At 75.6% G+C, this 14,764-nt stretch carries 12 protein-coding genes; 4 read left to right on the forward strand and 8 right to left on the reverse strand.

The window, feature by feature from the left end:
- Positions 1-15: 15 nt before the first annotated feature.
- From O7546_RS16130 to O7546_RS16145, 4 genes are all read right to left on the reverse strand, one after another.
- Complete coding sequence (locus O7546_RS16130) at positions 16-2,112, reverse strand: amino acid transporter (RefSeq protein ID WP_269697117.1); 2,097 nt, start codon at positions 2,110-2,112, stop codon at positions 16-18.
- Positions 2,113-2,175: 63 nt separating this feature from the next.
- Positions 2,176-2,613, reverse strand: coding sequence for a hypothetical protein (locus tag O7546_RS16135; protein WP_194799236.1), 438 nt, complete (start codon positions 2,611-2,613; stop codon positions 2,176-2,178).
- Positions 2,614-2,709: 96 nt separating this feature from the next.
- Positions 2,710-3,480, reverse strand: a complete 771-nt coding sequence (locus O7546_RS16140) for a DUF5995 family protein (RefSeq protein ID WP_194799235.1) — start codon at positions 3,478-3,480, stop codon at positions 2,710-2,712.
- A 117-nt stretch (positions 3,481-3,597) separates the two neighbouring features.
- Complete coding sequence (locus tag O7546_RS16145; protein WP_194799234.1) at positions 3,598-6,537, reverse strand: helix-turn-helix transcriptional regulator; 2,940 nt, start codon at positions 6,535-6,537, stop codon at positions 3,598-3,600.
- A gap of 267 nt (positions 6,538-6,804) precedes the next feature.
- Between O7546_RS16145 and O7546_RS16150 the strand changes: the two genes are divergently transcribed.
- A complete protein-coding gene (locus tag O7546_RS16150) occupies positions 6,805-8,805 on the forward strand; it encodes an adenylate/guanylate cyclase domain-containing protein (RefSeq protein WP_281599203.1) in 2,001 nt (666 codons plus the stop codon).
- An 80-nt stretch (positions 8,806-8,885) separates the two neighbouring features.
- On the opposite strand, the gene paaI is transcribed toward O7546_RS16150, so the two are convergent.
- Together paaI and paaK are read right to left on the reverse strand one after the other, a co-directional pair.
- Positions 8,886-9,293: a hydroxyphenylacetyl-CoA thioesterase PaaI gene (paaI, locus tag O7546_RS16155; protein WP_194799232.1), complete on the reverse strand. Its 408-nt coding sequence runs from the start codon at positions 9,291-9,293 to the stop codon at positions 8,886-8,888.
- Between the two features lies 1 nt (position 9,294).
- Positions 9,295-10,602 (reverse strand): phenylacetate--CoA ligase PaaK, encoded by a 1,308-nt coding sequence (gene paaK, locus O7546_RS16160; RefSeq protein ID WP_269697121.1) that lies wholly within the window; start codon positions 10,600-10,602, stop codon positions 9,295-9,297.
- A gap of 213 nt (positions 10,603-10,815) precedes the next feature.
- Between paaK and O7546_RS16165 the strand changes: the two genes are divergently transcribed.
- Both O7546_RS16165 and O7546_RS16170 read left to right on the forward strand, forming a co-directional pair.
- Positions 10,816-11,298: a CrcB family protein gene (locus O7546_RS16165; protein ID WP_194799230.1), complete on the forward strand. Its 483-nt coding sequence runs from the start codon at positions 10,816-10,818 to the stop codon at positions 11,296-11,298.
- A complete protein-coding gene (locus O7546_RS16170; protein ID WP_269697122.1) occupies positions 11,295-11,657 on the forward strand; it encodes a CrcB family protein in 363 nt (120 codons plus the stop codon). Before O7546_RS16165 ends, O7546_RS16170 begins: the two co-directional genes overlap by 4 nt.
- A gap of 9 nt (positions 11,658-11,666) precedes the next feature.
- Here the strand turns inward: O7546_RS16170 and O7546_RS16175 are convergent, their stop codons facing one another.
- Positions 11,667-11,999 (reverse strand): hypothetical protein, encoded by a 333-nt coding sequence (locus tag O7546_RS16175; protein WP_120569611.1) that lies wholly within the window; start codon positions 11,997-11,999, stop codon positions 11,667-11,669.
- An 88-nt stretch (positions 12,000-12,087) separates the two neighbouring features.
- Positions 12,088-13,347 (reverse strand): MFS transporter, encoded by a 1,260-nt coding sequence (locus O7546_RS16180; RefSeq protein WP_194799228.1) that lies wholly within the window; start codon positions 13,345-13,347, stop codon positions 12,088-12,090.
- A gap of 118 nt (positions 13,348-13,465) precedes the next feature.
- Between O7546_RS16180 and O7546_RS16185 the strand changes: the two genes are divergently transcribed.
- Positions 13,466-14,455 carry a LacI family DNA-binding transcriptional regulator gene (locus tag O7546_RS16185; protein WP_194799227.1) on the forward strand — a complete coding sequence of 330 codons (990 nt, stop codon included), beginning with the start codon at positions 13,466-13,468 and terminating at the stop codon, positions 14,453-14,455.
- Positions 14,456-14,764: the final 309 nt, after the last annotated feature.

The raw sequence follows: 14,764 nt of genomic DNA on the forward strand, positions 1-14,764 counted from the left end.
CCGGTCACTCGCGCGTCAGCCGCCGACGTGGATGCCGGGGCGGCGGGTCGGGTCCGGCTCGGACTTGCGGATGATCTCCCGCACCACCGGCGGGGTGTCGCCCCGGCCGAGGATGAGGTAGCGCAGCAGGTGCGCGATCGGGTTCCCCTCCGACCACTCGAAGTGGCAGTGCGGGCGCACCCCCGTCGCGTCCCGCAACGCGAGCAGGATCGCGGCTATCGCGTTCGGTGCCGCCGGGCTGCTGGTACGCAGGATCCGGTAGCCGCCGGACTCCACGCCGTGCACCCGCAGTACCTGACTGAACTGGGACGGATCGCTCACGTCGATCTCCAGGAACAGCACGTCGGCGGCGCCCGGCACCGGGTTCATCGACCGCTGCGCCCGTTCCTTGACCCGGTACTCCTTGACCGACCCGCGCTGCCGCTTGTTGGCGATCAGGTGCAACCGCCCGTCCCGGGCCACCGACTCGTCGACGAAGCGGCGGGCCGCCTCGTCGAACTCGATCCGCTCGGCGCGCAGCTCGGTGGTCCGGGTGACCCGGGAGATCAGCGACACCGCGACGATCCCGGCGATGAAGAACCCGGAGATGGTGATGCCGTCGGGCTTCTCCACCACGTTCTCCACCAGCGCGTACAGCAGCACGGCGGTGAGCAGCGCGAACCCGGCCCCGGCGGCGCGGCTGCGGGCGCGCACCGCCGCGATGGTCACCGCTATCGCGCCGGAGACCATCATCGCGAGGATGCCCGTGGCGTACGCGCCGGCCTGGGCGTTCACGTCGGCGGAGAAGGCGATCGTGATGGCGATGCTGATCGCGGTGTAGACCAGCACCACCGGGCGCACCGCCCGCCCCCACTCCGGGGCCATGCCGTACGACGGCAGGTAGCGGGGCACGATGTTGATCAGCCCGGCCATCGCCGAGGCGCCGGCGAACCAGAGGATGAGCACGCTGCTGATGTCGTAGACGGTGCCGAACGCCTCGCCGAGGTGCTCGTGGGCGAGGAAGGCCAGCGCCCGGCCGTTCGCCGGACCGCCCGGGTCGAACGCCTCGGGCGGGATCAGCACTGTGGTCACGAACGTGGTGGCGATCAGGTAGACCGACATGATCAGCGCGGCGGCGGTGAGCAGGCGGCGGGTGTTGCGGATCCGGGCGTCCAGCCGCCGCTGCGCGTCCTCCCCTTCGCCCCGCACCAGCGGCATCATGCTCACCCCGGTCTCGAACCCGGACAGGCCGAGCACCAGCAGCGGGAACGCGAGCACGCTGGTGACCAGGACGTCGCCGGGCCCGCCGGCGTCGGTCAGCCGGCCCGTCCAGTCACCGAGCAGGCCCGGATCGGCGACGACCTCGGCCACCCCGGCGACCACCACCACCGCGTTCAACGCCAGGAACACGGCCACCAGCGGAATGGCGACCTGCACGGCCTCGCTGAACCCGAGCAGGAACACGCCGCCGAGCACGAGCAGCAGCGCCACGGTGACCAGCACCGCCGCGGTGCCGCCGTGCGGGAACGACCCCGGCAGCACCGGGTTCTCCAGCAGGTGCACGCTGGCGTCGGCGGCGGACAGCGTGATCGTGATGATCCACGAGGTGGCGACGAAGCCGAGCAGCACCAGCACGAAGATCTTGCCGCGCCAGAACGGCAGCAGCCGCTCCAGCATGGCCACCGAACCCTGCCCGTGCGGGCTCTCCCGGGCCACCCGGCGGTACATCGGCAGCATCCCGAGCAGCGTCAGCGCCACGATCAGCAGCGTGGCCAGCGGGCTGAGCGCGCCGGCCGCGACGGCGGCGATGCCGGGCAGGTAGGACAGCGTGGAGAAGTAGTCGACGCCGGTCAGGCACATCACCTGCCACCACGGGTGGGACCGGGTCTGGTGCTCGCGGACCTCCGGGCCGACCGGCTCGACCCGGTGGGCGAACAACCACCGGTGCAGGCGGCCCGCCGGTGCCGCCGGCCGCGTCGGGGCCGCCACCCGTTCCGGCAGCTCCGGCACGGTACGGCCGGCCCGCTCGGCGTGGTCGCCGTGCCGACCGGCCCGGGCCGCGGCGGCAGCGTGCGCCTCCCGGCGCCGCTCCCGCGTACGCCGGGGCTGTTCCGGCTCCCCCGCCTGCCCCATCTGCTCCCCTTCGTCCCTATGAAGACGGTAGGGGTTGTCCCGGGCGCGGCCCGGCCGAACCGGTCAAAGATCCGGTCCGCGGGTCAGCGCGGCGCGCACCGCCGCAGGGTCGGCCACCGTCACGGTGACCGCCGGGTGCCGCACCCAGGGGCCGGGGGCCAGCGCCGGCACCGGCTCGGCGAAGCGCAGGCAGAGCCCGCCGGCCACGCTGGTGCCGAAGGTCACCCCGCCGTCGGCCGCCGACAGGTGCGGGCCGATCGCCCGCCACCAGCGGTACGGCCCGCTCACCTCGGCTCCGGTCACGTTGCCCGGCGTGGTGCGCAGCAGCCACGGCCCGAACCGGACGACGAACGCGTCCGGGCCCCAGTCGAGCCAGGCCGTGGCGGGCCGGACGCCGAGCAGTGCCAGCGGCAGCCGGAACGCCGGGTCGAAGCGGAACGGGAAGCGGCGGGCCGGGCCCGGCGGGAACGCCCCGGGGCCGGCCGGTTCGTCTGGTGGCACGGCGCCGAGGTACCCGGTGCGGCGGGCTCGACACCCCCGGGCGGCGTTCCCGCGTCCCGCGCCCGGACGGCGGGACGCGGGAACCCCCCGTCCCGGCTACTGCAGGAACGCCCCGAGGGGCGACAGCAGCAGCCGGCCGAGCAGCGCGGCGTTGTCGTCCAGCCGCGTCCGCTCACACTCGCGGGCGTCCGGGTCGTGCCGGCAGCGCCAGATCTTCTGCGCGTTGCGCCAGGCCACGTTCCGGGTGTACTCCACCAGTTCGCCCTGGTACCAGTCGTCGATCTCGCCGTTCACCATGTCGATCATGAGCTGCCAGTTGTCCAGGTAGCCACGGCGCAGGTCCGGGATCCGCTCGGCGAAGATCTTGTTGATCTCCAGGTAGTCGCGGTGCTGGTCGCTGCCGTCGATCGGCTCGGACTCCAGGCTGTCGAACGTGGTCACCAGCGCGAACGGCAGGTCGTAGTTGATGTGCGCGTTGACGCCCGCGGCGGCCGACGGCAGCGGTCGGGCGTCCGGGCCGCGCATCCGCTTGAACAGGCACGACCACGCCTTCGGGGTGCTCGGGCTGGAGTCGGTCCAGAACCGCAGCGCCTCGAAGTAGCGGGCCGCGAACTCCACGTCCAGCCGGGCCAGGAACGCCGGGTCGCAGAACCGGTCGTCGTACAGGCCGTCGAGCACGGTGCTGGTGATGACCAGGTAGAGCTTGTTGAAGTCGGCGAGCGGGCAGCTCTCCTCCAGCGGCGGCAGCCGGACCAGCAGGTCCTGCAGCTTGGTCAGATGGTCCACGACCGCCGGCACGTCGGCGGGGTGGTCGGCGAGCAACCCGACGATGTCCTGGTGCACAGGACCCCAGACCGGTTCGGTCATCTCTCCTCCACCGCGCCCCCGGCGCCCCCACGACGCCACCACCCCTGTTCCGCGGGACAGCCTGCCAGGCGCCGTCCACCCGGCGGATCCGTCGAACGACGTATTGGCGACGTACGCCTACTCCACGCCGTTGCGCAGGAAGATGGCGCTGGCCTGCACCCGCGTGCGTACCTGGAGCTTGTCGAAGATGTGCGAGACGTGGACGCCGATGGTCCGCTCGCTGATGAACAACCGCTGGCCGATCTCCCGGTTGGTCAGCCCCTCGGCGACCGCGGCGAGCACCTCCCGCTCCCGGGCGGTGAGCGTCGCCAGCTCGTCCACCGCCGGTCCGGCGGGCGCCGCCGCCCGCTGCCGGGGCACCGGCGCGGGATCCGGCGCGGCGTCCAGGGGCACCCGGGCCCGCGAGGCGATGGTACGGATCTCCGCGGTCAGCGGCACCGCGCCGAGCGACTGGGCCATTGCGTACGCCCGGTGCAGCAGCTTGCCGGCGGTGGCCACCCGGCTGCGGCGGGCCAGCAGCGCCTCGGCCTGCCGCAACCGCGAGTACGCCGCCGGGTAGGGGTGGTTGCGCCGGTCCCATTCGAGCGCGGAACGCTCCCACAGCGCCGGGTCGCCACGGCCGTCGTCGAGCCGGCTCAGTTCGGCGTCGCAGAGCGCGAGGAACCCCTCGGCGACGTACCGCACCGGCGCGCCCGCCTTGGCGCTCTTGCCGGTCACCCGGTCGACCACCTCGCGCAGCCGGCGTACCGCGTTGGGGTCCACCTCGATCGTCCGGCCGGCCGCCGCCTCGGCCTCCGCGCGCAGCCCGTGCCAGGCCAGCGTGGCCAGCACGATCACGTCGTCGGAGCGGCTCTCGGTCAGGCCCCGCTGCACCGCCTGCCGGGCCAGGTCGTGCCGGCCCTGCCACATGGCCAGGCCGGCGCGCAGGATGAGCATCGGCAGCACGTGCCGGGCGCCGCCGCCGGCCAGCACCGTCGCCACCGCCTCCAGATCGCGGTCGGACGCCTCGACGTCGCCGTACCCGACGGAGAGCCGGCACCGGGCCAGCAGCAGCTCGACCGCGTCGGCCCCGGAGGGACGGTGCCGCAGCGCGGCGGCGACCACCTTCTCCGCCTCGGCCCACTGCCCCACCCGGAACAGCCCGTTCGTCGCCACCGCCAGCAGCCGGGTCTCCCAGGTGCGGCCGAGCCCCAGCTCGGCGACCCGGTCGGCGCCCCGGCGGGCCACCACCACCCCCTCCTCGAGGATGTTCAGCGGGCCGGTGAGCAGCTCGGCCAGGTGCAGATACGCGCAGGCCACGTCCTCCGGCCGGCCGGACCGTTCGGCGGTGTCCAGCGCCCGGCGCATCACCGCCAGCCCGGCGGCCGGATCCTCCAGGAACGCCTCGCTGAACCCGAGCGCGGCGCTGGCCATCACCACCTCGGAGGTGGTACCGGGCACGTCGGCGGCGAGCGTGAGGGCCTCCCGGGCCTGGTCACCGGCCTCGGCGTAGCGGCCCAGGTGCAGCAGCAGCTCGGCCAGCCGGGCGGCGGCCGTGCACCGCTCCCGCGGCGTGCAGTCGGGCGAGTCCAGCACCTGCCGGTACTCCTGCTCGGCGGGGGCGGACCGGCCGGCCGCGGCCAGGTAGCGGGCCCGGCGGATACGCAGCGCGCAGACCGGCGGGCCGGACGGGTCGTCGGCCAGCTCCTCCAGCAGCGTCAGGGCGCGGGCGTGCTCACCGCTGTGGTGCGCGGCCTCGGCGGCGTGGCTGAGCAGCTCGGCCCGGTCCACCTCGACCGGCTCGGGCCGCGCCCCGTCGGGCAGCACGGCGGCCGGCTCGGTGGCCAGGGTCAGCGCGGCGGACCAGTGGCGGTGCGCCTCGGCGTACCCGTGCAGCCGTTCCGCCTCGCGGGCCGCGGCCATCGCGGCGGGCAGCGCCCGGCCCGGCTCCCCCGCGTGCCGCCAGTGGTGGGCCAGCCGGGCCTGGTGCAGCTCGGCCGGTACGGCGGTGAGCGCCTCGGCGTAACGGCGGTGCAGCGCGGCCCGCTCGGCGGGCAGCAGTTCGTGGGCCAGGACCTCGGCGACCAGCCGGTGCCGTAGCCGGTAGCCGTCGTCGGCGCCGACCAGCAGCCGGTGCGCGACCGCCTCCCGGACCGCGTCGAGCAGCTCGTCCTCGGGCAGCCGCACCACCTGGGCCAGCAGCCAGTGTTCGACCGGCTCGACGCCGACCGCCACCGCGTGCACCACCGCGTGCGCCGGCTGCGGCAGCGCGTCGACCCGGTCGAGGAACACCTCGCGCAGCGTGTCGGAGAGACCGTCGCGGCCGTCGCGCCGGTCGCGGGCCAGTTCCTCCACCACGAACGGGTTGCCGCCGCTGCGCTGCCAGAGCTGGTCGGCGGCCTCCGGCGGCAGCGGCGCGCCGACCACGGCGGCGGCCAGCTCGTCGGTGGCGGACCGGTCCAGCGGCAGCAGGTCGATCACCCGTACCGAGCGCAGCCGGCGGAGCTCGGTGAGCACCCGGCGCAGTGGATGCGCGCCGCGCAGCGACTCCGCCCGGATCGCCGCCAGCACGGAGAGCTGGAGGTCGCCGAGGCCGGCCAGCAGGTAGAGCAGGAGCTGGCGGGTGCTGCGGTCGACCCACTGCAGATCGTCGAGGACGAGCACCAGCGGCCGTCCGCCGGCCACCACGTGCAGGCCCTGCGCGACGCGTTCCAGCAGCGCACCGGCCCCGTCCGGGCCGGGGGTCTCCTCGTCGAAGACCTGCAACACCCCGCGGATCGCCGAGGTGGTGCGCGCCTCGGACTGCTCGGCCTCGAGCCGGCGCAGCGCCTGCCGTACCGGATGCAACGGCGAGGCGTCTCCGATGTCGAGGCAGGTGCCGGTGAGCACCAGCGCGCCGGTCTGCCGCAGCTGCTCGCCGACCTCGGTCAGCAGGCGGGTCTTGCCCACTCCGCTCTCTCCGGTGAGGAACACCGCGCCGGTCTGCCCGGGCCGCAGGTCGTCGTAGAGCGCCGACCGCAGCGTCGCCATCGTCCCGGTACGGCCGACGAGCGGTGCCGTGTCCACGTCGCTGGCCATGGAACGCAGCCTAGTCACAGGTCCCCGCACCGTTCTACGGCCTCCGGGCCGGACTCGTACCTCTCGCGTCGACTACACGACTAATGGTTGCGGGTGCCCGACATACGTCGTCCTACAGATCCCCCGAGAACCCGGTGGTGAAAGTCTGCGGAGGTCGTCGGGCACCGCTATCGGGAAAGGGTGGGTGCGATGTTGATCACCACGCCCGTGGGGAGTCGGGAAGCCGTCATCGCGGCGTGCCGGCCGGTGCCCGAGGAACGACGGATCGTGACCGTCCTCTTCGTCGACATCGTGGGCTCGACCCGGCTGGTCGAGCAGCTCGACCCGGAGGACGTGCGCGCCTTGCAGCGCGCCTACTTCGGCACCGTCGCCTCGGTGCTGCGCCGCTGGCGGGGCGTGGTGGAGAAGTACGTCGGCGACGCGGTGATGGCGCTGTTCGGCGCGTCCGGTTCGGATGGTCTCGACGCGTACCGGGCGGTGCGGGCCGGGTTGGACATCCAGGCCGCGCTGGCGCGGCGGCGCCCGGCCGGCGTCCGGCTGAGCGTGCGGGTCGGCGTGGCGACCGGTGAGGTGCTGCTGGACCTGGCCGGGGTCCGCGACGGCGGCCACGGCGCGGCCAGCGGCGCGGTGATCACCACGGCGGCCCGCCTCCAGGAGCACGCGCCGCCCGGCGGGGTCGTGGTCTGCCCGGCCACCCGGGACGCGGTGGCGGGGCTGGTCGAGCAGCGTCCACTCGCCACCCTGACGCTCGCCGGCAAGACGCTTCCGCTCGACGTGTGGCGGGTGACCGGGCCGGCCGGGAGCCGGCCGGCCCGGCACCGCGTCCCGCTCGTGGGCCGCCGCCGGGAGCTGGCGAGCGCGGCCGACGAGGTGACCCGGGCGCTCCGCGAGCGGCGTCCCCGCTGGATCTCACTGGTCGGCCCGCCGGGCAGTGGCCGCAGCCGGCTGCTGCACGAGGTGACCCGCGCCGTGTCGAGCGTGGACGGCGTGCCGGTGCGCCGGCGGGTGACGGCCTGCCCGCCGTACCCGTGCGGGGAGCTGGCGCCCCTGGCCGGCCTGGTGCGGCCCCGGCCGGACGCGACGGGCGTGGACGGCCCGGGCGACGTGCTGGCGGCGTTCCTGGCCACGCCGGACGACGACACGGTGGCGCAACGCGCCGTGGTCGCCTGCCGCGAGGCGCTGCTCGGCCTGGCCGCCGAGGCGCCGGTGGTGGTCGCGGTGGACGACCTGGACCGGGCCGCCCCGGCGCTGCGCCTGTTCCTGCAGCAGCTCCACGTGGCGGCCGGTGAGCGGGGACTGCCGCTGGCGGTGATCACCACCTGCGGATCCGGCTCGGCCGACCCGCTGCCCGCGCCGGCGCGGCGGATCCCGCTGGAGCCGCTGGGCCCGCTGGACACCGGGCGGCTGCTGCGGCACCTGCTCGACCGGGCCGGGCGGCCGGCCGCGCTCGCCGCGCGGCTGGTGACGCTCGTCGGCGGCAACCCGGCGGTCGCGGCTGCGTACGCGGGCGCGGAACCGTCCGGCGTACCCGCCGCCGCGCGCCGCCTGGTGGACGCCCGGCTGGACCGGCTCCACGGTACGCACCGGGCGGTGCTGCTGGCCGCTGCCGCTCACGGCGGTCCGGCCGGGGCCCCCGCGGTGGAGGCGATGCTCGGCTGGCCCGCCGGCCGGGCCGAGCCGGTGCTGCGGGAGCTGGCCGCGGCGGGGCTCCTGTACCCGGTCGCGGCGGGCGGCTGGGCGGTCGACGCGCTGGTGGCGCGAGTGACCGCGCTGCGGCTGTCCCGTGCGGTACGGGCGGACTTCGCCCGCCGCCTGCGTGCCGCGAAGGACACCGCTGCCGGCCGTGTGCCGGGAGCGGCGACCGGCGTCCCGTCCCGGGGCGCCGGCGAGCGGGAGGTCTGCCCGCTCGGGGCGGGGCGGTCGCGCCGGTCGGGTGGAGGGGCCCGACCGGCGCCCGTCCCGCCGGACCGGACCGATGCCTGCGACACGGCGCCCGGGCAGCCGGGCCGGGCCGGCGGACTCCCGGCGGAGCCCGGACGGGCGGGCCAGCCGGTGCGTGCCGGACCGGCCGCCGCCGCGACACGGATCGTCCCGGGTGTCAGGGCGTGGCCGGGGTCGTCGTCCACGGTCGCGGCGCGGCCCGGGCGGTCCGATCCGGCACCTGTGGTCACGGCGTGGCGGGAACGGCGGACCGGTCCGCCCGGGCGGGTGGGCCGGAACCGGCGAAGAACCGAGCCCGGCGGGCACGCGCTCGGGCTGGCGGCATGACGTCCGGGTCGGAGCGGGCACGGGGCCACTCCGGCCCGGACGTCACTCGGCGGGCAGGTCGGCCGGGCGGGCCGGACGGATCAGTCGCGGGCGATGGTGCGGCTGCGGCCCCGGAACTCGGCCACCACCTCGTCGCCGCGCCGTACCGTCACGTCGTAGATGCCGCTGCGGCCGTGCCGGACCCGCTCGGTGGCGTACGCCTCCAGGAGGTCGCCCTCGCGTACCGGGCGCAGGAAGCTGATCTCGCCGCCGGCCGCCACCGTCGCCGGGCCGTGGCTGTTGCACGCCAGCGCGAACGCGGTGTCGGCGAGCAGGAAAACGAAGCCGCCGTGCCCGATCGCGTGCCCGTTGAGCATCGACGGGGTGACCCGCATCCGGGCCACCGCCGCGCCGTCGCCGGCCGAGACGAGCTCGATGCCGAGCCCCTTGGACGCCACGTCGGCGTCGAACATGTCGTGCGCCGCGGTACGGCCGCCGTCACCGCTCATCTCAGGACTCCCGCCGCTGGTCGACGATGCGGCGCATCTTGCCCATCGAGCGTTCCACCCCGTCCGGCTCGACCACCCGTACCGCCACCGACACTCCGATCGTGTTCTTGACCTGCTCGACCAGCGTCGCGCCGGCCCGCTCGGCCTCGTCGGCGGCGGCGCCCGCCCGCCGCTCCACGTGCACGGTGAGCGTGTCGAGCCGGCCCCGCCGGTCGAGCACGCACTGGAAGTGCGGCGACAGGGCCGGGGTACGCAGGATCAGCTCCTCGATCTGGGTCGGGAAGACGTTCACCCCCCGGACGATCATCATGTCGTCGGTACGTCCGGTGATCTTCTCGATCCGGCGCATCGGGCGGGCGGTGCCGGGCAGCAGCCGGGTCAGGTCGCGGGTGCGGTAGCGGACCACCGGCATGGCCTCCTTGGTCAGCGACGTCAGCACCAGCTCGCCCCGCTCCCCGTCGGGCAGCACCTGGCCGGTCATCGGGTCGATGATCTCCGGGTAGAAGTGGTCCTCCCAGAGGTGCAGGCCGTCCTTGGTCTCCACGCACTCGACCGCCACGCCGGGGCCCATCACCTCGGACAGGCCGTAGATGTCCAGCGCGTGCATGTCGAGGCGCTGCTCCAGCTCGCGGCGCATGTCCTCGGTCCACGGCTCGGCGCCGAAGACACCCACCCGCAGCGAGGTGGTGCGCGGGTCGACGCCCTGGCGTTCCATCTCGTCGACGATGGCGAGCATGTAGCTCGGGGTCACCATGATGACCTCCGGCTCGAGGTCGCGGATCAGCATCACCTGGCGCTCGGTCATGCCGCCGGACACCGGGACGACGGTGCAGCCCAGTTCCTCGGCGCCGTAGTGCGCGCCGAGGCCACCGGTGAACAGCCCGTAGCCGTACGCGACGTGCACCCGGTCGCCGTGTCGGCCCCCGGCGGCGCGGATCGAACGGGCCATGAGCGTCGCCCAGGTGGCCAGGTCGGCGCGGGTGTAGCCGACCACTGTGGGACGGCCGGTCGTGCCGGAGGAGGCGTGCAGCCGGGCGACCCGCTCGCGGGGCACCGCGAACATGCCGAACGGGTAGTTCTCCCGCAGCTCCGCCTTCGTGGTGAACGGGAAGCGGGCCAGGTCGGCCAGTTCACGCAGGTCATCGGGGTGCGCGCCGAGGGCGTCGAAGGCGCGCCGGTAGTGGGGCACGTTGTCGTACGCGTGCCGCAGCGAGTGCCGCAGCCGGTCCAGTTGCAGCGCGCGCAGCTCGTCGACGCCGATCCGCTCGACGGGATCCAGCTCGTCCGGACGGGGCGTGCGCTCCTCCACGGTGACCTCCTGGCACGACGGGCCCCGGACGCCGCGCGCCGGGCGCTGCGCCCACCGTACGCCCGCCACCCCGTCCCCCACCCCCCTCCCCCGCGATCTTGCACTTGCCGCCCCTCGGGTGCCCCCCTTCGCACCCTTTGCCGGGGCCGAAACCGCAAGATCGCCGGGAGCGGGGCGAGGGGCGGGAGGGCGGGGTTATGCTCTCGGGTGCTGGTGGGAGGTGTCGTGTCGGATCCCCGGGTCGATCCGGATGTCGACCTGCGCGTACCGGCGGACCGGTCGGAACTGTCCGCGCACCCGGCGGCCGTGCTCGGCGTGATCGCCGGCGGTGGCGTGCTCGGTGCGCTGGCCCGGGCCGGCGCGCAGGCCGCGGTGCCGCAGCAGCCCGGCGAGTTCCCGTGGGCCACGTTCGCCGTCAACGTCGCCGGGTGCCTGCTCATCGGCGTGCTGACGGCGGTGCTCGCCGCCCGCCCGGCCCACCCGCTGACCCGGCCGTTCCTCGGGGTCGGCGTGCTCGGCGGGTTCACCACGTTCTCCGCGTACGCGGTCGACGCGCAGCGGCTGCTGACCGACGGCGCGGCCGGTACGGCGGGCGTCTACCTGGCCGCGACGATGCTCGGCGCGCTGGCGGCGGTCGTCGCCGGGGACACGGTGACCACCCGGCTGCTGCCCGCCCGGGACGGGGGCCGACGGTGACCGTTCTGCTGATCGCGCTCGGCGCCGCGATCGGCGCGCCGCTGCGCTACCTGACCGACCGGGCGGTGCAGGCCCGGCACGGCTCGCCGTTCCCGTGGGGCACGCTCACCGTCAACGTGGCCGGGTCGCTGCTGCTCGGCGGCCTGCTCGCGGCACCCGTCGACCCGGGCGTGACAGCGCTGGCCGGCACGGGCTTCTGCGGCGCGCTGACCACCTGGTCCACGCTCAGCTACGAGACGCTGCGCCTGGCCCGCACCGGGAAGCGCCACCTCGCGTACGCGAACGTGGCGCTCAGTGTGGCCGCCGGCCTGGGCGCGGCGTTCCTCGGCTACGCCGTCGTCACCGCGCTGACCGGCTGACCGCGCCGGTCAGCGGGCCCGCCGTTCCGGGTGGGCCCGGTTCCATGCCCGCATCCGCTCCGGGTAGCCGGTGCGGGCCGCCTCGTACAGCGGCACCGCGTGCTTCTGGGCGATCCGCCCGGCGACGCGGGGCGAGCCGGTACGGCGGCGGATCCACTCGCCGTCGTGCGCGATGGCGACGACTGTGGTGTCGGTGGCGGTGGTCTCCGGTTCCAGGTAGAACTCGACCCCGCGCCGGCTGGTGACGAACGCCTCCAGCTGCGCCAGGTCCTCCTTGGTCGCCTCGCGGTCGAGCTTCGTGGGCGTCGTCGGGTCGGCGGCCCGGCGGCTGAACCAGCCCATGCCCGCCTCCTCTCCTCGGCGTTCGCTCCAGTGCAGCACGCCCGCCTGGCAGGCGGCTGGGAGCACGGTGGGAGTCGGCTGGAGCGGCTCAGCCGACCTTCGCCGCCGGGGTGCCGGCCTGCGCGTCCGGCGCGGCGGGGCGTTCCCGCAGCACCGGCACCAGCGCGAGCGTGGGCAGCAGGAGCAGCGGCACCACGACGAGCGCGGACAGCACGCCGAAGTGGTCGCCGAGGAAGCCGAGCAGCGGCGGCCCGGCCAGGAAGGCGGTGTAGCCGATCACCGCGACCACGCTCACCCGGGCCGGGGCCTTGTCCTCGTCGTCGGCGACGGCGCTCATCCCGACCGGGAAGCCGAGCGAGGCACCGAGTCCCCACAGCGCGACGCCGGCCACCGCGAGGGGGCCGTTCCCGGCCAGTACGGCGAGCGCCGCGCCGGCGGACGCCATCGCGATGGTGGTGAACAGCACCGGCACCCGGCCCCACCTGTCGATGGCGACGGTGCCGACGGTGCGGCCGATCGTCATGCCCACCACGAACACGCCGAACACTGCGGCGCCGACCGCCTCGTCGACCCCGTACCCGTCCACGAACGCCACCGCGAGCCAGTCGTTGGCACTGCCCTCGGTGAACGCCATGACCAGCACGAGCAGCCCGATCAGCAGCGTGCGGGGCTCGCGCCAGGCGGCCAGCAGCGCCTGCCGCCGGGCCGCCGGCTCCCCGGCCCCGGCCGCCTCGGCGGTAGCCGCGAGGAACGCCCGGGCGCCGACCAGCGTGCCGGCCAGGATCAGCACGGACAGGACCGGCAGGTGTACGCCGACGGGTACGCCGAAGTGCGCGGCGCCGGCGCCGAGCCCGGCCCCGGCCACCGAGCCGAGGCTCCAGGCGGCGTGAAACCGGGGCAGGATGGTGCGACCGAGGCGCTTCTCCACCGCGGCGCCCTCGACGTTCATGGCCACGTCGCACAGGCCGGAGCCGAAGCCGAACGCGGCGAGCCCCAGCCCGACGCCGGCGGCCCATCCGGCCAGGCTGGCGGCGAGACCGGCCACGGTCAGGCCGAGCGCGACGAGCACGACCGAGACGGCCACCGTGCGCGCCGGCCCGAGCCGTTGGGTGACCAGGCCCGCGGTCGGCATCGCCAGCAGGGAGCCCGCCGAGGCGCAGAGCAGCAGCAGGCCGAGCCCGCCCGGGTTGAGGTCGAGCGCGTCCTGAGCCGCCGGAACCCGGGAGAACCAGCTCGCCACCGCGAGCCCGTTGAGGGCGAAGACGGCGGCGACGCCGTTACGGGCGGTCAGCACCGCCCGGGGCGCCGGTGGCCGCTTGCCGGCCGGTGCGTCGATGGTGCTGCTCACGGTGCGGTGGTCCCTTCCCCCGTCTGGTTCCCGACGACAATCGCACACCTGAGAGCGCTTCCACCACAAGCGCCGTTAAGGCTTCGCCCATCCACGCCGGAGCAGGCATGATGCGGACATGGGTACGCCGACCGCACGTCCCGCCACGCTCGAAGACGTCGCCCGCGACGCCGGGGTGTCCCGGGCCACCGCCTCCCGGGTGCTCGGCGGCTACGGGTTCGCCTCGGCGGACGCCCGCGCCCGGGTGCGGGCCGCCGCCGAGCGCCTCGACTACGTGCCGGATCTCGCGGCCCGGTCGCTGGTGCGCGGGGCCGGGGTACGCCTGGTGGTGGCCGTGGTGGGCCGCGACGACACCGTGCTGGACGACCCGTACGTGCATCGGGTGGTGGGCGCGGCGTCGCGGGTGGGCGCGCCGCACGGCGTCGGGGTGGCGCTGGAGTGGCTGCCGCTGGCCGACCCGTCGGGGCTGGCGCGGCTCGGCGCGGACCGGGGCGTTTGCGGGGTCATCCTGGTCAACACGACCCAGGCCGCGCTGGACGCGGTGCCGCCGAGGCTGCGCGGCCGGGTCGTCTCGATCGGTCAGGGCTCGCCGGCGGTGCCCTCGTTCGACGTCGACAACGCCGGCGGCGCGGGCGAGGTGCTGCGTCACCTGTACGCCACCGGCCGCCGCCGCATCGTCATGGTCACCGGGCCGCGCTGGCTGAGCTGCGCGGAGCGCTCGGTGACCATGTACCGGGAACTGATGCGGGAGTCGGGGGCGCCGGAGCGGCTGGTCACCGGCGACTTCACCACGGCGCGGGGCGGCCGGGCGGCGCTGGAGGCGCTGCGCCGGTGGCCGGACGCCGACGCGGTCTACGCGGCCAGCGACGCCACCGCGTTCGGCGTGATCGCCGCGCTGCGCGGGCGCGGCGTGCGGGTGCCGCACGACGTGGCGGTGGCCGGGTTCGACGACCTGCCGTACGCGGCGATCAGCAGCCCGCCGCTGACCACCGCGACCCACCCGGTGGACCGGATCGCGGCCGCCGCGGCCACTGCCGTGCTGACGCGCGAGCCGGCCGCCCCGAGCACCGCGTTCCCATCGACGCTTGTCGCCCGGGAGAGCGCCTGAGCGCCGGTCGGTGCCCGGCGGCCGCGGCGTCGACCCGGTCGGGGATCGTGTCGTCGTCGCCGGCGTCCACGGCGCGCAGCAGGTGGACGGCGGTGTCCCGGACCTGACCGGTCACCATCGCCAGGGGCAGCGTGGCGTCGCCGGTGAACAGCCGCCCGGCGCTCCGGACGGCGTCCAGGCGTCGCCCGCCGCGCGGACGGCCCGGCCGAGGGTACGAAGCGCATCACCCATCTCGGCCTGGACGGGCGTACCGCCACTCAGGGGCGTCCGGTGGCGGGCGGTTCACGCTGCGGTGACGCGTTACGGGCC

Source organism: Micromonospora sp. WMMA1976 (assembly GCF_027497335.1).
GTDB classification, from domain to species: domain Bacteria; phylum Actinomycetota; class Actinomycetes; order Mycobacteriales; family Micromonosporaceae; genus Micromonospora; species Micromonospora aurantiaca.